At 70.8% G+C, this 20,747-nt stretch carries 19 protein-coding genes; 11 read left to right on the forward strand and 8 right to left on the reverse strand.

The window, feature by feature from the left end:
- Positions 1-86 precede the first annotated feature (86 nt).
- Entirely contained in the window at positions 87-443 is a 357-nt protein-coding gene (locus tag BLS25_RS12185) for a sterol carrier family protein (protein ID WP_056225751.1), read from the reverse strand.
- Between the two features lie 288 nt (positions 444-731).
- On the opposite strand from BLS25_RS12185, the gene purD reads away from it, so the two are divergent.
- The 4 genes from purD to BLS25_RS12205 all read left to right on the forward strand — a co-directional run bounded on the left by purD (position 732) and on the right by BLS25_RS12205 (position 3,546).
- Positions 732-2,003 carry a phosphoribosylamine--glycine ligase gene (gene purD, locus BLS25_RS12190; protein WP_074696090.1) on the forward strand — a complete coding sequence of 424 codons (1,272 nt, stop codon included), beginning with the start codon at positions 732-734 and terminating at the stop codon, positions 2,001-2,003.
- Between the two features lie 92 nt (positions 2,004-2,095).
- Positions 2,096-2,437, forward strand: a complete 342-nt coding sequence (locus BLS25_RS12195; protein WP_074696092.1) for a hypothetical protein — start codon at positions 2,096-2,098, stop codon at positions 2,435-2,437.
- 9 nt (positions 2,438-2,446) lie between these two features.
- A complete protein-coding gene (locus BLS25_RS12200) occupies positions 2,447-3,037 on the forward strand; it encodes a class I SAM-dependent DNA methyltransferase (RefSeq protein ID WP_074696094.1) in 591 nt (196 codons plus the stop codon).
- Positions 3,037-3,546, forward strand: coding sequence for a hypothetical protein (locus BLS25_RS12205; RefSeq protein ID WP_143017940.1), 510 nt, complete (start codon positions 3,037-3,039; stop codon positions 3,544-3,546). The genes BLS25_RS12200 and BLS25_RS12205 overlap by 1 nt, the downstream gene beginning before the upstream one ends.
- A gap of 253 nt (positions 3,547-3,799) precedes the next feature.
- On the opposite strand, the gene BLS25_RS12210 is transcribed toward BLS25_RS12205, so the two are convergent.
- Positions 3,800-5,047 carry an ice-binding family protein gene (locus tag BLS25_RS12210; protein WP_074696098.1) on the reverse strand — a complete coding sequence of 416 codons (1,248 nt, stop codon included), beginning with the start codon at positions 5,045-5,047 and terminating at the stop codon, positions 3,800-3,802.
- Between the two features lie 383 nt (positions 5,048-5,430).
- On the opposite strand from BLS25_RS12210, the gene BLS25_RS12215 reads away from it, so the two are divergent.
- Entirely contained in the window at positions 5,431-5,742 is a 312-nt protein-coding gene (locus BLS25_RS12215; RefSeq protein ID WP_056225731.1) for a hypothetical protein, read from the forward strand.
- 134 nt (positions 5,743-5,876) lie between these two features.
- On the opposite strand, the gene BLS25_RS12220 is transcribed toward BLS25_RS12215, so the two are convergent.
- The 3 genes from BLS25_RS12220 to BLS25_RS12230 form a co-directional block, all read right to left on the reverse strand.
- Positions 5,877-7,433, reverse strand: a complete 1,557-nt coding sequence (locus tag BLS25_RS12220) for a DHA2 family efflux MFS transporter permease subunit (protein ID WP_074696100.1) — start codon at positions 7,431-7,433, stop codon at positions 5,877-5,879.
- Positions 7,430-8,053, reverse strand: a complete 624-nt coding sequence (locus tag BLS25_RS12225; RefSeq protein WP_056225727.1) for a PadR family transcriptional regulator — start codon at positions 8,051-8,053, stop codon at positions 7,430-7,432. The genes BLS25_RS12220 and BLS25_RS12225 overlap by 4 nt, the downstream gene beginning before the upstream one ends.
- A gap of 230 nt (positions 8,054-8,283) precedes the next feature.
- Entirely contained in the window at positions 8,284-10,035 is a 1,752-nt protein-coding gene (locus BLS25_RS12230) for a BCCT family transporter (RefSeq protein ID WP_074696102.1), read from the reverse strand.
- A 78-nt stretch (positions 10,036-10,113) separates the two neighbouring features.
- On the opposite strand from BLS25_RS12230, the gene BLS25_RS12235 reads away from it, so the two are divergent.
- The 4 genes from BLS25_RS12235 to BLS25_RS12250 all read left to right on the forward strand — a co-directional run bounded on the left by BLS25_RS12235 (position 10,114) and on the right by BLS25_RS12250 (position 14,325).
- Positions 10,114-11,079 (forward strand): phosphoribosylaminoimidazolesuccinocarboxamide synthase, encoded by a 966-nt coding sequence (locus tag BLS25_RS12235; RefSeq protein WP_074696104.1) that lies wholly within the window; start codon positions 10,114-10,116, stop codon positions 11,077-11,079.
- 115 nt (positions 11,080-11,194) lie between these two features.
- Positions 11,195-12,532, forward strand: coding sequence for a uracil-xanthine permease family protein (locus tag BLS25_RS12240; protein ID WP_074696106.1), 1,338 nt, complete (start codon positions 11,195-11,197; stop codon positions 12,530-12,532).
- 192 nt (positions 12,533-12,724) lie between these two features.
- On the forward strand, positions 12,725-14,050 hold the full coding sequence (nhaA, locus tag BLS25_RS12245) for a Na+/H+ antiporter NhaA (RefSeq protein ID WP_074696108.1): 1,326 nt from the start codon (positions 12,725-12,727) through the stop codon (positions 14,048-14,050).
- An 80-nt stretch (positions 14,051-14,130) separates the two neighbouring features.
- Positions 14,131-14,325, forward strand: coding sequence for a hypothetical protein (locus tag BLS25_RS12250; RefSeq protein ID WP_074696110.1), 195 nt, complete (start codon positions 14,131-14,133; stop codon positions 14,323-14,325).
- 19 nt (positions 14,326-14,344) lie between these two features.
- Here the strand turns inward: BLS25_RS12250 and BLS25_RS12255 are convergent, their stop codons facing one another.
- Together BLS25_RS12255 and BLS25_RS12260 are read right to left on the reverse strand one after the other, a co-directional pair.
- Positions 14,345-14,935 (reverse strand): hypothetical protein, encoded by a 591-nt coding sequence (locus BLS25_RS12255; RefSeq protein WP_143017941.1) that lies wholly within the window; start codon positions 14,933-14,935, stop codon positions 14,345-14,347.
- A 174-nt stretch (positions 14,936-15,109) separates the two neighbouring features.
- Positions 15,110-17,647, reverse strand: a complete 2,538-nt coding sequence (locus BLS25_RS12260) for a bifunctional lysylphosphatidylglycerol flippase/synthetase MprF (RefSeq protein WP_074696112.1) — start codon at positions 17,645-17,647, stop codon at positions 15,110-15,112.
- 145 nt (positions 17,648-17,792) lie between these two features.
- Between BLS25_RS12260 and BLS25_RS12265 the strand changes: the two genes are divergently transcribed.
- Positions 17,793-18,467, forward strand: coding sequence for a response regulator (locus BLS25_RS12265; protein WP_074696114.1), 675 nt, complete (start codon positions 17,793-17,795; stop codon positions 18,465-18,467).
- On the forward strand, positions 18,464-19,549 hold the full coding sequence (locus BLS25_RS12270) for a sensor histidine kinase (protein ID WP_074696116.1): 1,086 nt from the start codon (positions 18,464-18,466) through the stop codon (positions 19,547-19,549). Before BLS25_RS12265 ends, BLS25_RS12270 begins: the two co-directional genes overlap by 4 nt.
- Positions 19,550-19,557: 8 nt before the next feature.
- Here BLS25_RS12270 and BLS25_RS12275 read toward each other — a convergent pair whose 3' ends face one another.
- Positions 19,558-20,571, reverse strand: a complete 1,014-nt coding sequence (locus BLS25_RS12275; RefSeq protein WP_074696118.1) for a LacI family DNA-binding transcriptional regulator — start codon at positions 20,569-20,571, stop codon at positions 19,558-19,560.
- Positions 20,572-20,747: the final 176 nt, after the last annotated feature.

Here is a 20,747-nt window from a genome sequence, read left to right on the forward strand (position 1 = left end):
CTCCGCGCGACGGTGCACGGCTCGTTCGTGTGATCTCGCGCGGATCGCGTGCCCTCGATGACGAGCCGCGGATGCCTCGACCCGGGCTACGGCCGCAGCGGCAGCAACGCGCTGAGGTCGGCGCGCACGCCCGAGGCGACGATGCGGCCGGCGGTCACGGCATCCGCCCACTTCTCTTGGCCCGTGGCGACGGCGATCCAGGTTGCGGCATCGGTCTCGACCACGTTGGGCGGAGTGCCGCGCGTGTGCCGGGGGCCCTCGATCACCTGCACCGCGCCGAAGGGCGGCACGCGCATCTCGACCGAGTTGCCGGGGGCCTTCTCGACGAGCAGCTGCAGCAGGTAGCGCACAGCCGTGGCGGTCGCCGGGCGCGGGGCGTCTCCGGCAGCGACCGCGGCGAGCGCGGCACGGCCGTCTCCGGTTTCGATGCGGCGGGGAGGCATGGCATCCACGCTACCGGCGGGCCAGTGGCGGGGGCGCCGCGCGGCGCGTCGCGGCACAACGCAGGAGATCGGCGCGCGAACACGGGAGAACCGCCGGCCCGGGCGCGCCCTGTCGCCGGGTCTCCTGCATTGTGTCGGGGCGTCTCCCTCGAAACCCACCGCGACACAACGCAGGAGAACATGCGCCTGCGAAGCCAAGCGTGCCCGCCCGATGCGGCCGGACGGTCGCGCGTCCTGCGTTGCGCCCGCGGCGCGAAGGTGCGATCCCGCGCTCGGTAGGCTGTCCGCGTGAGAATCCTGGTCCTCGGTTCGGGCGCGCGCGAGCACGCCATCATCCTCGCGCTGCGCTCCGAAGAGGAGTCGCACGCGATCTTCGCCGCCCCCGGCAACGCCGGAATCGCCCGCGAAGCGCACCTCGTCGACGTCGACCCGATGGACCCCACCGCCGTCCTGACCTTCGCGAAGAACGAGGCGATCGACCTCGTCGTCGTCGGCCCCGAAGCGCCCCTCGTCGCGGGCGTCGCCGACCCGCTGCGCGCGCACGGCATCCCCGTGTTCGGCCCGGGCAAGGCCGCGGCCCAGCTCGAGGGGTCGAAGACCTACGCGAAGCGGATCATGGATGCCGCGGGCGTCCCCACCGGCGGATCGGTCCGCGCGCACGACACCGCCGCCGTCGAGGCCGCCCTCGACCGGTTCGGCGCCCCGTACGTGGTCAAGGCCGACGGTCTGGCCGCGGGTAAGGGCGTCATCGTGACCTCCGACCGCGCGGCGGCCCTGGCTCACGCCAAGAGCTACCTGCCGAGCGGCGCCGTGCTGATCGAGGAGTTCCTCTCGGGCCCCGAGGTCTCGCTCTTCTTCCTGAGCGACGGCGACCACGTCGCCCCCCTCAGCCCCGCCCAGGACTTCAAGCGCCTGCGCGACGGCGACGAGGGCCCCAACACCGGCGGCATGGGGGCGTACTCGCCCCTCCCCTGGCTGACGGAGCGCTTCGGCGGCGAGGACGAGTTCGTGGCGCAGGTCACGCGCGACATCGCCGAGCCCGTGATCCGCCAGATGGATGCCGAGGGCACCCCCTTCATCGGGCTCCTCTACGCCGGGCTCATCCTGACCGAGCAGGGCGTGAAGGTCATCGAGTTCAACGCCCGTTTCGGCGACCCCGAGACGCAGGTCGTCCTGCCGCGTCTGATCGACCCCCTGTCCCGCCTCCTGCTGGCTGCGGCTTCGGGCACGCTCGAGGATCAGCCGCGTCCCGCTTTCGCCGAGGCGACCGCGGTCACGGTCGTGCTCGCGAGCGAGGGGTACCCCGAGGCGCCCCTCACCGGTCGCGTGCTGACCGGGATCGACGAAGCCGAAGAGGTCGACGGCGTCCACGTCGCCCACGCCGCGACGGCGCTGCGCGACGGCGACCTCGTCGCGACGGGTGGGCGTGTGCTCAGCGTCGTCGCCACCGGCACGACCTTCGGCGAAGCGCGCGAGGCGGCCTACGCCGGGCTCGAGCGCATCGGGCTCGAGGGCGGGCAGTACCGCACCGACATCGCCGCGCGCGTGGCCCAGGGCTGACGGGCCCGACCCGTTCCGCCGACCCGCGGTCGCCCCCTCGGCGAACCGCTTCGTGCTCGACCCGGGCCGCGCGCGCCGCTAGCGTGTGGGCCATGGCCGACAGGGATGCCACGGCACGGGGCCGTGAGATCTTCGACCCGATCGCCGAACGCCAGTGCGACCTGCCGGGCGTCGACATCGGGCGGATCTTCGGCACCGAGGGGCTGCGCATCCGCGCGAAGGTCTTCGCGTTCGTCGTCCACAGCGGCTCGCTCGTCGTGAAACTGCCCGAGGAGCGGGTCGGCGAGATCGTCGACGAGGGGATCGCCGGCCCCATGATCATGCGGGGGCGCCCGCTGCGCGAGTGGGCTGAGGTCCCGGTCGACGCGGGAGCTGCGCGCTGGAACCAGCTCATCGACGAAGCGCGAGCCTTCGTCGACGCGATCACGCCGTAGCCTCGACCGATGACTTCGACCGCGTACGACGCCCGAGCCGACGAGTACATCGACGCCCTCGGGACGATGGATGCCGTCCACCCGGTCGACCGGAGCATCGTCGAGGCCTGGGCCACCGCCGTCACCGGCCCCGCGCTCGACGCCGGCTGCGGCCCCGGTCACTGGACGGGGCACCTGGCCGGACTCGGACTCGACGTGCGGGGCGTCGATCTCGCGCCGCGGTTCGTCTCGCACGCGCGGGCGGCTCATTCCGGCATCCGGTTCGATCTCGGCTCGATCGACGAGCTCGAGGTGGAGGACGGTGGGCTCGGCGGCATCCTGTCGTGGTTCTCGACGATCCACCACGAGCCCGCTCGCATCGACGTCCCGCTGCGGGAGTTCGCCCGAACGCTCCGTCCGGGCGGGCGACTGCTGCTCGGCTTCTTCGTCGGAGAGAGCATCGAGGCGTTCGATCACGCCGTGACCCGCGCCTATCGCTGGTCCGCCGCTGAGCTGGGGCGGAGAGCGGATGCCGCGGGCTTCGACATCATCGAGACCCACACGCGCGCGACCCTCGGCGCCCGGCCGGTGGGGGCGCTGCTGTGCGGGCGGCGGGCGTGATGCGGGCGCGGAGTGTTGTCGCGCTCGGGCTGAGCGCCGTGGTCCTGGGGCTCGCGGGGTGCTCCTCGGAGAGGGGGCGCCAGGACGTCGACGCGGTGCTCTGGCGGCAGACGATGGCGCACGAGAAGGTGGGGGCGCTCCTCGATGTCTCGCAGCGCGAGACCGGGACCGTGCTCACGGGGCTCCGGACCGCCGCGTGGGATCGCATGGGACAGACACCACCCGATGTCCGCGAAGGCGCGATGGTCGTCTACGACCTGCACATCGCCGAGCCCACCGCTACCTTCTCCGTCTTCCTTTCGTCGGGTCCCCGGCCGGACCTCCCCCGCGATGGCGGCGGGCTCTACAACGGTCCGAGTGAGGTCTACACCTGCTGGGACGTGACCGCGACGTTCGGCCGGACGCCCGCGACGACGACCCGCGAACTGGGCACGGAGTGCCCGCCGGATCTCGTCGAGCAATTGCCCGACGACGCGGACTTCGTCCGGCGCGACGCGTTCGACGGCTGAGCCCACGGCGACAACGGCGACCACAGATGCGCTTCTCGGCCGGCGGACCCGTCTCGCGGGCTTCGGCAAAGTCGAACGCGGACTCCCACCGCGTCTCGATCACATGGCAGGACACGTGGCGCTCACGCTGGATCACCCCGGCGTCCCGCTGAGGACGGCGGGAGATGCGTGATGGACGTCCCCTCACCCTGCGCAAAAGGCTCGAGGCCGGTAACCCTCAGGGGTCACCGGCCTCGCGTTCGTGGGGAATCGGTCAGGAGCGACGCGCGCGGCGGCGGGCGATGACGACGACCACGAGCCCTGCGGCGAGCAACCCGCCGGCGAGGGTCATCGCCATCGTCGGATCGGTACCCGTGACGGCGAGTCCACCGGGAGTGTTCGCACGCGTGCCCGGGGGCGGAGTCGCGTTTCCAGCCGCCGGAGTGGATGCCGACGGTGCCGGAATCGCGCCGGGCGAAGACGGTGAAGGGCTGGGCGCGGGTGCAGGCTGACCGACGACGAGGGTGACGGTCTGCGTCGCGTCGGGCGAGGTGCCGTTCGACGCGGTGATGACCACGGCGTAGTCGCCGGGGGTCGTGGGCGTGCCCGAGATGACGCCGGTGCTGCCGTCGAAGACGAGACCATCAGGCAGCCCGGTCACGGTGACGGTCGGTGTGGGGTTTCCCGCGGCGGTGATGGTCGCGGTGTAGCCCTCACCGACGGTGGCGTCGCCCGGCGGGGGCGAGGTGATGGTCGGCGCGGTCGTCTCCGACACCGTGCCGGGAGGAGGGCAACCGGTGGACGCGTTGATCGTGTTGGTGTCGAGGGTCACCGCACCGTTCTGAGCGATGAGTCGGCCCTGGACGGTTGCGCCGGTGGTCGCGGTGACGGACTGCTGTGCAAGTACCGTTCCCTGGAAGTCTGCGGCGGTACCGAGGGTGGCCGAACTGCCCACCTGCCAGAACACGTTGCACGAGGTCGCTCCGCCGGTGATCGTGATCCGGCTCCCGGATCCGATCGTGAGAGTGGATGCCGCCTGGAACACCCACACCGAGTCGGCGTCTCCGGCGAGGGTCAGAGCGCCCGTGTCGGCGAGGGCCAGAGCGCCACCTGAATAGACGCCGGGCGACAGCGAGAGCCCGTTGAGCTCATCGAGTCCTGTGCGGGTCGGCGTCAGCGAGGCCGCGGTGCCGTACGCCGTCAGAGCGTCCTGCTGCGCCTGGGCGGCCGCGGCATCGGTCTGGTGGACGGTGCCGTTGACCACGCCGTCCGTCGGGCCACCGAAGCCGGTGATGGACGTCCCGGGAGAGAGCCCCAGGTCGCCGTTGACGAGGGTGGGGCCGGTGTTGGTGACGGCGCTGGCACCGAGCACTCCGTAGGTGCTGGCGGTACCGAGATCGACCGGGCCGTCGATGACGGTCGCGGCCGAGGCGGGGGAGATCAACGCGACCCCCATGGCTGCTGCGAGGCCGACACCGGTGGCGGCGAGAGTGAGGGGGCGGAGAAAACGGGACGTGGCCATGAGTGGCCCCTGTCTGATGACGAAGAGGCACAAGGGCGAACGTCGACGACACGCGCATGATCTCCGGTCTTCGAAGTATGCGCCTCTCAGGTTCTCCATAGGCGGATGCACAGACATTGGCGACCAACTGCCAGCTTCGTCCCCGTTCGAAGTCTCCACGGCGTACCTGACGCGGGGTCCCGACGGCGCAGACGCCGGATCACCGAGAAATTTCCCACCGCGGCGTGACGAAATGCCCCGTCGCCTCGTCTTCGTCGTGTTCCGCGATGCGGACCTCGAGGTCGCCCGGCCGGTGCGCCCCCCAACTCCGCACCGGCCGGGTGTCGCGGCGTAGGGTTCTCAGGGCGGCGCCCATGCACCGCGAACGGATGAGGGGTGATCGGATGCGGCGCCAGAACGCGCGTGAACGTCTCGCCGCGGCTCTCCTGCCCGGAGAGGTACCCCTCGTCACGGTCGACGCCGACACGTCGTCTGCTGCCCCCGGAGGACTGCTCGCAGTCACTCCCACCCGCGTCGTCTACACCGCGAAGAACGACAGCTGGGCGATGGAACTGGACCGCGTGATGAATGTCTTCTTCGAGCAGGAGTATTCGCGCGGTCTCATCCGCATCGAGTCGGCCGAGACGCGACTCTTCACCGCTGACGCGTCCGACGCGCAGCGGGTCGTCGCCGCGCTGCGCGCCGGGCGTCCATAGGGGCGCACCCTCACATCACGGGCGGAGGCTCCTCCCGGGCGCGGGACCGAGTCCGCGGCATCCCCGAAGCATCCCCCGATGAAACGCCGAACGCCGCCGCCCCGCAGAGGGACGACGGCGTTCGATCGCGCGGGTTACTCCCCCGCCGCGGCGGGAGCCGCCTGTGCCGCCTGGGCCGGAGCCGCGTCGCGCGGAGCGCCGTGCGGCCGGATCATCGACGGCCGACGCATGAACAGCACCGCGACGAGGCCCAGGGCGATCACGATGATCGGCAGGGTGAGCGACTCGCCCATGGCCTGCGAGAAGCCGGTGACGACCTGCGGGGGCAGTTCCCCGCCACCGAAGCTCGCGGACGCGTCCGCGGCTCCCGGCAGGTTCGCCTCGAGGCGCGCCTGCATGAAAGCGGCGATGGATGCCGAGCCGATGACCGATCCGACCGTTCGGGTCGTGTTGTAGATGCCGGCACCCGCGCCCGCCTGACGCGGCGGCAGGTTGCGCGTCGCAGTGGTGGCGAGCGGCCCCCACATGCCGGCGTTTCCGATACCCATGAAGACGGAGGGGATCAGGAACATCCAGATCGGGGCGTCGTTCAGGATGAGCGCCACGTACAGCCCCAGCGAGCCGCCGACCAGCAGGAGTCCCGGCACGAGCAGGAAGCGCGGGTCGGTGCGGTCGAGCAGCTTGCCCGCGAACGGCGCGAGCACGCCCGACAGGATCGCGAGCGGCACGAGCAGCAGCGCCGACTCGGTCGGGGTGAGACCGCGGGCGAGCTGCAGGTAGAACATCTGCGGCAGCGCCATGCTCGTCACGGTGAAGCCGACCGCGGCGATCGCGAGGTTGGCGATCGAGAAGTTGCGGTCGCGGAACAGCGCGAGCGGAACGAGCGGCTCGCCCTTGCTGCGCGCCTGCGTCCAGACGAACAGCGCCATGACGACGACACCCGCAGCGACCATCGCCCAGATCCACGCGGCCCACGAGTAGTGCTCGCCCTCTTGCAGGCCGAACACGATGAGGAAGAGTCCGACGGCACTGAGCACGACGCCGAGGATGTCGAACTTGTGCGCGGTGCGCGGCAGCTGCGGCACGAGGATGACGGCGGCGACGAAGCCGATGATGCCGACGGGGATGTTGATGAAGAAGATCCACTCCCACCCGAGGCCGTCGACGAGCAGGCCGCCGGCGAGCGGACCGACGAGGGTCGCGACACCGGCGGTGGCGCCCCACAGGCCCATGGCCGCTCCACGGTTCTGCGGCGGGAAGGTGCGGGTGATGACGGCCATGGTCTGCGGCGTCATCAGCGCGGCACCGAGACCCTGCACGGCGCGGGCGACGATCAGCACCTCGAGGGAGGGCGCCAGACCACACGCGAGCGAGGCGAGGGTGAAGAGCGCGAGGCCCGTGAGGTAGATGTTCTTCGGGCCGAAGCGGTCGCCGAGACGGCCGGTGATCAGCAGCGGGACCGCGTACGTCAGCAGGTAGGCGCTGGTGACCCACACGACGTTGTCGAGGTTGTTGGTGTCGGGGTCGAGGGCGGCCTTGATGGCGGGGTTCGCGACCGAGACGATCGTGGTGTCGACCAGGATCATGAAGAACCCGATGACCAGGGCCCAGAGGGCCGGCCAGGGGCTGCGTTCGTGGGTCTTGTGAGACCCGGTGGTGGATGCCGCGGAGGCGGCGCGGGAGTCGGTCATGGGGTGGTCTCCTTTGAGACGCGGTGCTTCTTCTTGATGTGTTCGGGGATTTCGGCGATGCCCCAGGCGAGGGAGCGATCGGCGAGGCGCGCACGCAGGGAGTCCTGCCACGCGAGTTCGGCGTGGAGCAGAGCGGATTGGCGCCGCAGCTCGATGAGGAATTGTTCGGGGGTTTCGCGCTCGGCCGCGGCGGTCAGTCCGTCGTGATGGTCCTCGACCGAGGCGACGAGTTGGGCGCGACGCTGGTCGAGCAGGTCGATGACTTCGGCGCGCTCGAGATTGTGGGCTTCGGAGAGGGCGACGCGGAACTCGCTCGGCCTGTCGATGCGGGGCAATTCGGCACGCACCCATTCTTCGAGGGCCCGATGGCCGGCATCCAGAATCGTGTAGGTGGTGCGTTCCGGTCGATTGCCGTCGCGATCGACGCCGGCTTCGGCGAGGAGTCCGTCGCGTTCGAGGCGGGCGACCGTGTGGTAGATCGTGCCCTTCTGCAGCGGGATGAGCCGGTCGTCGCGGCGTTCCTTCAGCAAGCGCACGAGCTCGTACGTGTGCATGTCGGCCTCGCGGAGCGTGGCCAGGATCATGACGGCGACGGGGGTGAGGCGGCTGGCCTGCAGCATCCATCCTCCTCATGGTCCGTGTCGACTAGTCCACGTGGACTATACGCGGTCTCGCCACGCCTCGCGAACCCGCACGGATGAACATCGGGTGTCCGACGCACCTCCGCCTCGCCGCGCGGGGTCGGTCACCCCGCGGACACCCGCCGGCGGGGAGGGCGTGCGCCCGACGCAGAGCACGCCGCACCCGGTCAGGGCGCGGCGTGCTCGGGACAGGTTCCGGATGCCGGGACTCAGGCCGACGAGGAATCGTTCGCGACCTCAGCAGGCTCGTCCGCTTCGGTCCGGCTCTCTGCCGGCGCCGTCACCGCTCGACGCTGACGCCAGCGCACCGGGATGCCGAAGATTCCACGCTGGTTGGGCTCTTCGACCTCGAGGCCGTAATGCTCGCCGATCGAGTCGCGCAGCTGCGCCCGCTCGGCCTTGTCGTACGCCTTCAACTCGCGGCGGAACGCCACCACCGTGGCCCAGCAGATCGCGAGCAGCACGACACTGAAGGGCAGGGCGATACTGATCGCGGCGGTCTGCAGGGCGTTCAAGCCACCCGCGATGAGAAGCGCGAACGCGATCACCGCGGTGGCGAGGGCGAAGAACACGCGCACCCAGTTCTTGGGCTCCTCTTCGCCGCCGGTGGCGATCATGCTCATCACGAGGGCACCGGAGTCGGCGGACGTCACGAAGAACACCGCGATGAGGATGAGGAAGCCGACGATCAAGATCCCGGATGCCGGGACGTTCTCGAGCATCTGGAAGAGAGCCGTCGACACATCGACCGACCCGTCGGGCCCGGTGTAGGTCGCTGTGCCCGTGAGCTCGCCGTAGATCGCGGTGCCACCGAGCACCGTGAACCACAGGATGCCGACGAGCGTCGGGACCAGGATCACTCCGACCACGAACTCGCGCACGGTACGCCCCCGCGAGATGCGCGCGATGAAGATGCCGACGAAGGGCGCCCACGAGATCCACCAGCCCCAGTAGAACGCCGTCCAGGCGCCCTGCCAGGCGACGCCGTCATCGCCCGCGTAGGCGCTGACGGTGAACGAGAGCCCGACGAAGCTCTGGATGTAGTTGCCGATCGACTGCACCACGTCGCGCAGCAGGAACTCCGTCGGACCGGTGAACAGCAGGAACAGCATGAGGAGACCCGCGAGCACGAGGTTGATGTTCGAGAGCCACTTCATGCCCTTGCCGACGCCGGACAGGAGTGAGAAGAGGACGAACCCCGTGATGATGCCGATGATGATCGCCTGGCTGATGATGCTGGGCGGGACGACACCGAGGAAGTCGAGGCCCGCGCTGATCTGGATGACGCCCAGGCCGAGCGAGGTGGCGACACCGAACAGCGTGCCGACGAGGGCGGCGACATCGATCGCGTTGCCCCACCCGCCCTGGACCAGACGCGCACCCAGGATCGGCTCGAGAGCCCAGCGGATCGTGCGCGGCCGACGACGGCGGTGGAAGGCGTAGGCGAGCGCGAGACCGAGCACGACGTAGATCGACCACGCGTGCACGCCCCAGTGCAGGAAGGTCTGCGACATCGCCTGTTGTGCGAGCTCGGCGGGAGTGCCCTCGACACCGGGGCGGGGCGAGACGAAGTGGCTCAGCGGCTCACTCACCCCGTAGAAGACCAGGCCGATACCCATGCCGGCGGCGAACAAGAGAGAGAACCACGAGATCGTCGAGAACTCCGGCTCGTCGTCGTCCTGCCCGAGCTTGATGTTGCCGAAGCGGCTGAAGCCCATCGCGAGCGCGAAGGCGACGAAGAACGCCGCGATCAGCACGTAGTACCAATTGAAGGTCGACACGATGAAGGTCTGCACCGAGGCGAAGGTGGCTTCGGCGGCCGCGGGGAAGAACAACGCGAAGGCGATGAACGCGAGGGCGATGCCCGCGGCAGGCCAGAAGACCCAGCCGCGAATCGTCTTGTGGCTGCTGCCCGCGTGGGGGTCGATGGCGACCGCGGGTCCGGGGATGTCATCGGTCATTCCCCCGAGGGTAGTCAGGCGGGTCGTCGCGGCCGGGGGGCAGGCGCGCGCGCGGGCTGTGTGACACAATCCGCGCCGATGCGGGGCGCGCGCACCCGCAATAATGAGCGGGTGACCTCCGCTCCCCCGCTCGAGCTTCCCGGCTGGCGCCACGTCTACTCCGGCAAGGTGCGCGACCTCTACGTCCCCGCCGACACCGCCGAAGACGCCGCGCCCGCGCACCTCCTCGTCGTCGCGAGCGATCGCGTCAGCGCCTTCGACCACGTGCTCTCCCCCGGCATCCCGGAGAAGGGCGAACTGCTGACCACCCTCAGCCTGTGGTGGTTCGACCAGCTCGCCGGCGCCGATGGCGGCCGTTCCATCCCCCACCACCTGGCGGCCGACCACGCACTGCGGGGCGACGACCCGGTGTCGTTGATCCCGGATGCCGTGCAGGGGCGCTCGATGCTCGTCCGGCCCCTCGACATGCAGCCGATCGAGTGCGTCGTGCGCGGCTACCTCACCGGCTCGGGCTGGGCCGAGTATCAGGCGGAGGGCACGGTCTGCGGCATCCCTCTGCCCGAAGGCCTGAACGACGGCGACCGACTGCCGGAACCGCTCTACACCCCCGCCTTCAAGGCGCCGATGGGCGAGCACGACGAGAACATCACCTTCGAGCGCTCGGTCGAGCTCGTCGGGGCCGAGACAGCCACGGCCCTGCGCGACCTGTCGCTCGAGATCTACCGTCGTGCGTCCGCGACGGCGGAGGCCCGCGGGCTGATCCTCGCCGACACGAAGTTCGAGTTCGGCTACGACCCCGACGGCGTGCTGACGCTCGCCGACGAGGTGCTCACGTCGGACTCCTCGCGGTACTGGGATGCCGAGGCCTGGCGCACCGGCTCCACCCCCGCCGAGCGCATGGCGAGCTTCGACAAGCAGATCGTGCGCAACTGGCTCGCCGCGAACTGGGACAAGCAGGGCGAGCCGCCCGTCCTCCCCGACGAGATCGTCGAGCGCACGCGCGAGCGCTACGCGACGCTGCTGCGTCTGCTGACCGGCGTCTGACCCGCCCCTTCTCGAGACCGCACCCGTTCACCGAAACCGCACCGCATCCTCGACGAAACGGTGCGTTCTCGCCGAGCGCGTACGGTCTCGGCCATACCCCCACCTGAGGAGACACATGTTCCGCTGGAAGCTGCACGGCAACGGCCGCACGGTCGAGCCCGGGGCCGTCGTCGCCCCCGGCGAGCGCTTGAACTGGGGCGCGACGATCGCGATCGGCCTCCAGCACGTCATCGCGATGTTCGGCGCGACGTTCCTCGTGCCGGTTCTCACCGGCTTCCCGGTGTCGACCACGCTGTTGTTCTCGGGTGTGGGCACCCTGCTGTTCCTGCTCATCACGAAGAACCGCCTCCCCAGCTACCTCGGCTCGTCGTTCGCGTTCATCGCGCCGATCACCGCCGCCACGGCGACGGCCGGGACGGGCTCGGCCCTGGCGGGCATCGTCGCCGTCGGCGTGCTGCTGGCCGTCATCGGCTTCATCGTGCAGTTCGTCGGTCTCGGCTGGGTCGACAAGGTCATGCCGCCGGTGGTCGCGGGCGCGATCGTCGCCCTCATCGGCTTCAACCTCGCCCCCGTCGCGTGGTCGAACTTCCAGCTGCAGCCCCTGCCGGGCACGATCACGCTCGTCGCGGTGATCCTGTTCAGCGTGCTGTTCCGCGGCTTCCTCGGCCGCATCTCGATCTTCCTCGGCGTGATCGTGGGCTACGTCGCGACCGTGATCATCCAGGCGGTCTCGGGCGAGACGCTCATCGACTTCGACGCCGTGGCGCAGGCCCCGTGGGTGGGCCTGCCGACCTTCGAGATCGCCGACTTCACGACGCCGGCGACCTGGTCGGTCATCGCGATGTTCCTCCCCGTCGTGCTGGTGCTCGTGGCCGAGAACGTCGGTCACGTGCGGGGTGTGGCGGCGATGACGGATGCCACGGCCAACCGCTCCACCGGTCGCGCCCTCATCGCCGACGGTGTCGCCACGACCCTCGCGGGAACTTTCGGCGGCTCGGGGACCACCACCTACGGCGAGAACATCGGCGTCATGGCCGCGACCCGCGTCTACTCGACCGCGGTGTACTGGGTCGCCGGCATCACCGCGATCGTGCTGAGCCTCTCCCCCAAGGTGGGCGCGGTGTTCAACACCATCCCCGCGGGTGTCCTCGGCGGCGTCACGACGGCACTCTACGGCCTGATCGGCATCATCGGCATCAAGATCTGGGTCGACAACCGCGTCGACTTCTCGCGCCCGGTCAACCAGTACACCGGCGCGGTCGCGCTGGTGCTCGCGATCGCCGGGTTCACCATGCAGTGGGGCGACTTCCAGCTCGGTGCCATCGTGCTCGGCTCGGTCGCGGCCCTGCTGATCTACCACCTCGGCAACGCGATCGCCCGCGCCCGCAAGACCGGCGCCGACGACGGCGGCCCCATCCCCGCGGTGGGCCCCCTGGGCGGCGACCCGAGCTGAACCGCCGGGGTCCCGGCATCCCCTCCCCTCGTCGCCCGCCGCGGCGCCGAGCTCACACGGTTTCCGCGAGGTGACCCGCCATTGCGGGTGATCTCGGCGCGCGGCAAGCGACAGCGGCGGCACGGTAAACTGGATCCCGGTGCGTCGGGAAGTCTGGTCGACATTTCGTCGATCGACCCCTCAGGAGGCCTCATGAGCCACGACACCACCCGCGCGCCGAGCTGGCCCGGCTACGCCGAAGTCCACCGCGTCACGACGCTGCTCCGCCGCGAATCCGTCGGCGGCATGCTGCTGGTCGTCGCCGCGATCGTCGCGATCGTCTGGGCGAACTCGCCCGCCTCCGACGCCTACTTCGCGCTACGCGACTTCCGCTTCGGGTACGAGCCGTGGCACCTCGACCTGAGCCTCGGAACGTGGGCGGCCGACGGCCTGCTCGCGGTCTTCTTCTTCATGGTCGGCCTCGAGCTCAAGCGCGAGATCGTCAGCGGCAGCCTGCGTCGCTTCGGCACGGCGATCGTTCCGGTCACGGCGGCGTTCGCGGGCGTCGCCGTTCCGGCCCTGATCTACGTCGCCATCGTGCACACGCAGCCGAGCCTGCTGGCCGGATGGGCGATCCCCACCGCCACCGACATCGCGTTCGCCGTCGCCGTGCTCGCCCTCGTCGGCTCGCACCTGCCCGGGCCGCTGCGCATCTTCCTGCTGACCCTCGCGGTGGTCGACGACCTCATCGCCATCGCGATCATCGCGATCTTCTACACCAGTGACATCTCGCTAGTCCCCCTGGCCGTGTTCGCGGTGCTCGTGGCGATCTACGGCGCGATCGCGCACCGGGCGCGGGCGTGGTTCTCGCGCCACGCGTGGGGCGCGTGGGTCGTGCTGCTGCCGATCGGCTTCGCCGCGTGGGCCTTCCTGCACGCCTCGGGCGTGCACGCCACGATCGCCGGTGTCGCCCTCGCCTTCACCATTCCCGTCGCCGCCTCGCGCCGCCAGCCCGAGCACCACGGCATGGACCTCGCCGAGCAGTTCGAACACCGCTTCCGGCCGCTGTCGAGCGGCATCGCGGTGCCGATCTTCGCGTTCTTCGCCGCGGGGGTCGCCGTCGGCGGGGGCGAGGGCATCATGCGAGCGCTCACCGACCCCGTGACCATCGGCGTGGTGGCCGGTCTCGTTCTCGGTAAGCCGATCGGCATCCTGCTGGGCGTGCGCATCCTGACCCTCGTGACGAAGGTGCGCCTCGACCCGGCGCTGAAATGGATCGACCTCGCCGGGGTCGGCCTGCTCGCCGGCATCGGATTCACCGTGTCGCTGCTAATCGCCGAGCTGAGCTTCCCCGAGGGCTCCCCGCACACCGACGACGCGAAGATCGCGATCATGGCGGCCTCGCTCCTGGCATCCGTCCTCGCCTCCGCCGTGCTGCTGGTGCGCAACCGCCGCTACAAGCAGCTCGCGCAGGACGAAGCGGTGGATGCCGACGGCGACGACGTCCCCGACGTGTACCAGCGGCCCGACGCCCGCTGAGCGGAGCGCGCGCCGGACGACGTCACGAGACCAGGCTTCGCGACCGGGACAGGACGATTCCGCAGGAACGGCCTATTCTCGTGACCGGTGGCTCGACCCTCGAGCGTCCCCGCGAGGCCCTATCGGCGCTCTACCCGATCCCGCGGCAGACGAACGTGCACCTCGGGCGCCTGTACGTCACCGACGAGTGCTTCGCCGCCGAATGGCTGCGCGACGCGACCGAGGCGAGCGACCGCGCTCTCGGCGTTGTTCCCGCCACCGCCGAGTGGGCGTGACCGTCGTCGACGGAGCCGGTCAGCCCAGGCCCATGCTCGCGAGGACGTTCGTGTGCGTCCGCGTGAACGCGTGCACCTCCGCATCGCCGTAGCTCTCGTCCGAGGTGGCAGAGAACTGGTCGCTACGCACTCGTTCGCCGAAGAGCGACTCGACAGCGGTCGAGAGCTCAGCGCTGACCAGGCCTCCGTACTCGTTCTTTCGATACCCGGAGACCACGGCAACGTCCACGCGCTGACTCTCCGCGACCGGAACCACGGCGATCAGCGTCTCGCGCAGCACCTCCTCGGACACCCATCGGTCGGGATCATCGACGTCGGCGGGCTCGACGCGCACCGCGACGTAGAGGTTGCACGGGCCCTCGCAGTTCTCGCTCGCGGACTCCGCCACCAGGTGCCAGCGGTCACCACCGGCACCGCTCTCGTCGAGCGCCGCCTGAATCGGGGGAATCGCCTTCTCGATGTCGCTCTCGCTCGATCCGAAGGGGTCGTCGAACGGGGATCGCCCGTCGACGAGGGGGATCATGAAGCAGCCCGACAGCACGACGGCGATCGTCGCGGCGAGCACCGCGGCGAGCGCCCCTCTGATCGGCGCGCGCCCTCTGGTCGGCATCGATGCTCTGTGCACGGCGAGTCCCCCCTCTGAGAAGCGGCGGCACCCCCGCGCCGCCCGTTCAATCCGCCCTCAATGTATCCCCGCTCGCGCGTCGCCTCACGCCCCGGCGCAACCCCCACCGCGCGGCCTGTTCTCGTGGCATCCCCTGTCCTCGTGACGAGACGGACAGCGTCACCGCGAGGCGGCCTCCCGCGGCCGACGCAGCTGCGCGGCGAGCGAGGCGGCGGAGCGGAGGGTGAGTCCCGGGATATAGCAGCGCACCAGCGCGATGGCGATGGCGGGGATCTGCGTGGCATCCGGATAGATCATCCACAGCGGCGCGAAGTCGGGCTGGAACTTCTTCTTGAAGTTCGCGAGCGAGCGGAACCCGTAGGCCGGCTCGAGAAGGCCGCTGATCACGTCCAACCCGCGGTCGAGGGGACCGAGCGCACCCTCGCCGTCGACCGAGTGTCGAGCGAGAGGCGAGCCCGACAGGCTCATCACGGTCATCCCGTCGTCGCGCAGCCGTTCGACTGCGTTGCCGATGAGGAATTCCATGACCCCGGGCATGGCGTCGTCGCGCCGGCGCATGACGTCGAGGGCGTATCCGGCGATCGCCCCGTCGCGGTGGATCGGGATCCAGCTCGTGAACGCCGTGATGCGCCCCGATCCGTCGCTCGCGACCAGCAGGCGCACCTCGAGGTCGTCGAGCTGGTCCGTCGAGCCGAGGGTGAAGCCCATCTCGGGGATCGTCTTGTCCGAGACCCATGCCTCGGAGATCGCGCGGATCTGCCCGCGGTCGAAGAACGACAGCTCGCTCCACCGCGCCCACCGCGCGGTCAGTCCCTCACGCGCGGCACGGTTGGTCGCGGTGCGCACGTCCTGACGTTTCTTGCCCGCGGGCGTCCACGTCTGCGGGTCGAGGAAGGCCTCCTCGGCCACCTGCAGCGCCGACCAGCCGAAGGGGGCGAGCCGCTCGCGCTCGGCGTCGTCGACGCTGTAGAAGACCGGCGTCCACCCGTGCTCCTCGCAGAAGGCGACGAACCCCGCTCCGACGGAGGGGTCGTCCCGATCCGGTCCGAAGGCTCCGCCGAGGGTCACGGCGAACCCTCCGCGTACCCGGTAGGCGATCGCCGCCTCGACCTCGGCCGCGAACCAGTACACGTTGCCCTGCCAGAGGGTCATGTGACCGAGGGTGTCACCTGAGCCCGCGGCGAGGAGCGAGCGCGCGCGCTCGCGATCCGGAGCGGCCTCGGCAGCCCCCGAGCGCACGATGAAGCGGGCGGTCGCGGCGACCACGCTCCCCCAGAACAGCAGCGGCGGCAGGTACCAGACGGCCTGCGCGAACCCGGTCATGGGCACGAACACGAGCGCCTCGGGCGGAAGGAGCGAGGGCGGAACGAGGCGCAGGGGCAGCGTCGCGAGGACCGTCGTCACGTTCGGCCACGGACGGAAATCGGCGGATGCCACGAGGATCCCGACCAGCGCCAGGGCCAGGGCCCCGAGGCCGGCGATCGCGACCGTCCGCACGAACGCCCGACGCACGGCGGGCGTCGAGCGCACCTGAACGGCCGAGCGGAACCGGATGAGCAGCGCGGCGACGAGGAGCGGGAGGGCGGCACCCACGACCATGCCGACGACCGTCTGCCAGACATCGGCGACGTCGTAGGCGGCGCGCACGGTCGCGAGCTGTTCGAGCGTGTCGGTCTCGCTCAGCAGGAGCAGGATGCTCATCGCGACGAAGGTGAGGGCGTTGACCACCACGGCCAGGCGGAGGGCACCCCGTCGCCCCCGCAGGATCCCCCAGGCCGCGATCAGCAGCACCAGCTGGGGAAGCGCGGCGATCCACCCCGAGGCGGGCTGGAGCTCGGTGTACGTCGCAACGAAGCTCGGGCACGGGGCGCCCGTCGAACCGATCGCGCAGACGAGCCCGTCGGCCACGTTCAGAGGGTCGTACGACAGCCAGCTGTAGACCGACAGCACGCCGGCCCCCGAACCCCAGAGGGTCGCGACGACCGGTCCGATCGCGGTGATGGCGGTGAGCGCGGCGAGCAGCACGCGCTTCTCGCGGAGAGAGCTGCGCGGGATGCCGACGGCCCGCGTCCCGCCGAGCACGAGGCCGGTCGCCATGCCTACGGGCAAGGCGATGAGCGTGTACAGGTCCGAAGCCGACGCGGCGTAGAGGAACATCGTCACGGCGAGGACGACCCCGCCGATGCGGATGCGACGGCGCCACAGCGGCGAGGCGAAGCAGCTCGCGACGATCGCGACGCACAGCAGCGCCGCGATGGGCGGCGCTCCGGTGTCGGGGGTGACGTTCAGCGACACCTCGGGGATGACCGTGTCTTCGAACCACCCGATGACCTCGCCGATCGCGCAGACGAGAAGGCCGCCGCCCACGAAGGCGGCGAGCAGTCGACGCGTGCCCATCAGCCCCTCGGCCAGACCGCAGACGACGAGGGTCAGCACGACGGTCGCGAGGAGCACGAGCGGATCGTCGACGCGCACCAGGGCGAGCAGCATGTCGCGCAGGTCGAACGGGCCCGCCTCGAACGTGCTCTGCGTGACGATGGTGATCACGCTGACGACCAGGATCGCCAGCGTCACCCCGAGCGTTCCGACACGACGGCGCAGGAGCCCGGGGATGTCCCACCGGGGCGCGCCGCGCTCCGGCCGCGGGGCCCGAGCCGTCTCTGGCGCCGTCTGCACCTTGTCCATCACCGCGACCATCGGTCCTCCCCGAGCGTGCGCACGCCGACCACCGGCATCCTCTCCATGCTCGCGAGACCCCCGCGTCCGGCACATCAGCCGGTCGGCCCCGGCGGCGGGCCGATCGGGTGATCCGGGCGGCCCCCGGAGTGCCTAGCCTGGTCGCATGGCATCCACCGCCTCTCCGGTCATCCGCGTCGCCGTCATCGACGACGAGGCGCTCATCCGCTCGGGCTTCTCGCACATCCTCAGCGCGGCCGGCGACATCGAGGTCGTGGCGACCGCCGACGGCGTCCACGCCATGGAGGTCCTCGCCGAGGCCCGCCCCGATGTGGTCCTCCTCGACATCCGGATGCCGGGACGAAACGGGCTCGACGTGCTCCGCGACATCCGCTCGGCCGGGTGGGACATGACGGTGGCGATCCTGACCACCTTCGACTCCGACGACCACATCGCCTCGGCCCTCGACGCGGGCGCGGCCGGGTTTCTGGTGAAGGACACCGATCCGCGTCAGCTCCCCCAGCTCGTGCGCACCCTCCACGGCGGCGGCGTGGTGTTCTCGCCCACCGTGAGTCGCGCGGTGGTGGCCGGGTATCTGCGCCCCGAGCCCGCCGCCGACACCCACCTGATCGACGCGCTGAGTCCGCGCGAGCGTCAGATCCTCGTGCAGCTGGGTCGGGGGCTGTCGAACATCCAGATCGGGGCGGCGATGTTCCTCAGCCCCGCCACCGTCAAGGCGCACATCAGCACGATCCTGGGCAAGCTCGACGTCGACGGTCGCGTGCAGGCGGCCCTCGTGGCGGAGCGCGCGGGGCTGCTCCGCGACGAGGAGGCGCGATGAAGCGCCGCGATGTGCTGATCGACCTGGGGCTCGTCGCCGTCGCCGCGCTCGACGGGGTGCTCGGGCTCTACACCACCGACATGCTCGAGCTGGTGCTGACGCTCGTGGGGGCCGCGGGCCTGCTGCTGCGCCGGCGGCTGCCGCTGCTCTCGCTCGCCCTGGCCCTGCCCGCCCTCTTCCTCACCGGAGGGCCGATCGCCTCGGTCATCGCCCTGTACACCGTCGCCAGCGCGGCGACGGGGATGATCTGGCTCGTCGCCGCGACCGCCATCACCTTCTTGGGCCTGGGTCTGTCGTGGGACACCTTCACCTCGGTCAACGACCATGTCCTCGCGATCGTCTACGCCACGATGACGTCGGGCGGCGCCGTGGCGCTCGGCCGACTGCGTCGGAACCAGAGTCGGCTTTCCGCCAGCCTCGACGAACTCCGCCGCGCTCGGGCGGACGAGAACCGGCGCGTCGCCCGCGAGGCGGTCGCTGAGGAGCGCGCACACCTCGCGCGCGAGATGCACGACGTCGTCTCGCACCAGGTGAGCCTGATCACCGTGCAGGCGGGCGCTCTGATGGTGCGCGCCGACGATCCCGAGGTAGCCGAGACGGCCGACACGATCCGCACCCTCGCTTCCACGACCCTCGCGGAGTTGCGCCAGATGCTGCTCGTGCTCCGCGCCGACGGCCCCGAGGCCGCCCCGCTCGGGCCGCAGCCGACGCTGCGTCACCTCGACGAGATCCTGCATCCCGTCGACCTCGAGGTCGACGCCCGCATCGACCTGCGCGAGGGGCTGCCTCCGGCGACGCAGCGCGCGGTCTACCGCACGATCCAGGAGGGCCTCACGAACGTGCGAAAGCACGCCCCCGGGGCGCGCGTCGAGGTCACGGCCACCAGCAGCGACACGGGCGCCGTGCACGTCGCCCTCCGCAACGCCGCCTCTCCCGAGCCCCACCCCGACCCGGCTCCGACGGCGCGGCTCGGACACCTGGGGCTCTCCGAGCGCGCGCACATGCTCGGCGGGTCCTTCCGCGCGGGCCCCCTCGCCGACGGGGGGTACGAGATCGACCTGCGCCTGCCCGCCGCGCACTGATCGCGTCCTCAGGCCGAGGCGCGCTCCACGACCTCGATCGGGAGGATCGTCGCGTGAGCCGCGGGACGCCCGGCGAGGATGTCGAGCAGAACGGATGCCATGTGCCGGCCCTGCGTCAGAGAGGGCTGCCGGACCGTGGTCAGCGCCGGGGTGACGGCGGTCGACACCGCGGAGTCGTCGAAACCGACGACGGCGACGTCGCGGCCGGGTTCGAGGCCGTTGTCGCGCAGGACGCCGTAGACGCCGCGTGCCATGAGGTCGCTCGCGACGAAGACCGCCTCGGGGACGACCCCGCTCGACAGGATCCGCGTCATCGCGAGGGCGCCTCCCATCTCGGTGAAATCGCCGTTCTCCACGGCCGCCGGTTCGATGCCCGCCTCCGCCATCGCGTTGCGGAATCCCTGCAGGCGGTCGATGCCCGCGGGCATGTCGGACGGGCCCGAGACCGTCGCCACGCGCCGATGACCGCGTGCGAGCAGGTACGCCGTGGCCACGCGCCCGCCTTCGACGTTGTCGACGTCGACGTAGTAGTCGTCGGCACGGATACGGGCGGGCCGACCGCCGTAGACGACGGGGACGACGTCGGCCACCCGGTCGAGGAAGGTGTCGCTCGTGTGGTGCGAAGCGACGATCGCCCCGTCGACGCTCCCGCCGCGAAGGTAGCCGAGCGCCTTGGCGCTGGCGTCGTCGCTCGCGATGAGCATGTTCATGATGTAGTCGGACTCCCCGATCACCTCGCCGATGCCCGCGACGATCGAGGCGAAGAACGGGTCGCCGAAGAAGCGATCGGTCTGCTCCGGAATCACCAGGGCGATCGCGCGGGTCTGCCTGCTGGCGAGAGAGCGTGCCGCACGGTTGGGCACGTACTGCAGCTCGTCGATCGCCCGGCGCACGGACTCGAGGGCGGAGGGCGAGACCGCGGTGGAGCCGTTGACGACACGCGACACCGTCGATCGCGAGACTCCGGCACGCGCCGCGACCTCTTCGATCGTGGCGGCGCCGCGCACGGATGCGAGGTCCATCGCTTCCCTCCTTCGGGACGGCGGTGTTGCACCGCGCTTCGGGTGGCCAGGTGCGCTGCGCGCTGCTGCGAGCGTACTGCGGGCGCTGCGAGCGCACGAGTTCATCGTCGCCCGACCAGGTGCATCGGCGGGTGAATCCCAGGAGCCCACTGCGTCTTTCGATGGGGGCCAAGAGC

The organism is Microbacterium testaceum StLB037 (assembly GCF_900104345.1).
GTDB lineage: Bacteria > Actinomycetota > Actinomycetes > Actinomycetales > Microbacteriaceae > Microbacterium > Microbacterium testaceum_A.

Bases quoted from the DNA above. Each gene is read 5' to 3' on its own strand.
- BLS25_RS12200 (WP_074696094.1), top strand. From the start codon at position 2,447: ATGACTTCGACCGCGTACGACGCCCGAGCCGACGAGTACATCGACGCC.
- BLS25_RS12275 (WP_074696118.1), bottom strand. From the start codon at position 20,571: ATGGACCTCGCATCCGTGCGCGGCGCCGCCACGATCGAAGAGGTCGCG.
- BLS25_RS12210 (WP_074696098.1), bottom strand. From the start codon at position 5,047: ATGGCCACGTCCCGTTTTCTCCGCCCCCTCACTCTCGCCGCCACCGGT.
- BLS25_RS12260 (WP_074696112.1), bottom strand. From the start codon at position 17,647: ATGGTCGCGGTGATGGACAAGGTGCAGACGGCGCCAGAGACGGCTCGG.
- BLS25_RS12235 (WP_074696104.1), top strand. From the start codon at position 10,114: ATGCGGGGCGCGCGCACCCGCAATAATGAGCGGGTGACCTCCGCTCCC.
- BLS25_RS12205 (WP_143017940.1), top strand. From the start codon at position 3,037: ATGCGGGCGCGGAGTGTTGTCGCGCTCGGGCTGAGCGCCGTGGTCCTG.
- BLS25_RS12265 (WP_074696114.1), top strand. From the start codon at position 17,793: ATGGCATCCACCGCCTCTCCGGTCATCCGCGTCGCCGTCATCGACGAC.
- BLS25_RS12270 (WP_074696116.1), top strand. From the start codon at position 18,464: ATGAAGCGCCGCGATGTGCTGATCGACCTGGGGCTCGTCGCCGTCGCC.
- BLS25_RS12185 (WP_056225751.1), bottom strand. From the start codon at position 443: ATGCCTCCCCGCCGCATCGAAACCGGAGACGGCCGTGCCGCGCTCGCC.
- BLS25_RS12240 (WP_074696106.1), top strand. From the start codon at position 11,195: ATGTTCCGCTGGAAGCTGCACGGCAACGGCCGCACGGTCGAGCCCGGG.
- BLS25_RS12225 (WP_056225727.1), bottom strand. From the start codon at position 8,053: ATGCTGCAGGCCAGCCGCCTCACCCCCGTCGCCGTCATGATCCTGGCC.
- BLS25_RS12195 (WP_074696092.1), top strand. From the start codon at position 2,096: ATGGCCGACAGGGATGCCACGGCACGGGGCCGTGAGATCTTCGACCCG.
- BLS25_RS12230 (WP_074696102.1), bottom strand. From the start codon at position 10,035: ATGACCGATGACATCCCCGGACCCGCGGTCGCCATCGACCCCCACGCG.
- BLS25_RS12255 (WP_143017941.1), bottom strand. From the start codon at position 14,935: ATGCCGACCAGAGGGCGCGCGCCGATCAGAGGGGCGCTCGCCGCGGTG.
- nhaA (WP_074696108.1), top strand. From the start codon at position 12,725: ATGAGCCACGACACCACCCGCGCGCCGAGCTGGCCCGGCTACGCCGAA.
- BLS25_RS12215 (WP_056225731.1), top strand. From the start codon at position 5,431: ATGCGGCGCCAGAACGCGCGTGAACGTCTCGCCGCGGCTCTCCTGCCC.
- BLS25_RS12220 (WP_074696100.1), bottom strand. From the start codon at position 7,433: ATGACCGACTCCCGCGCCGCCTCCGCGGCATCCACCACCGGGTCTCAC.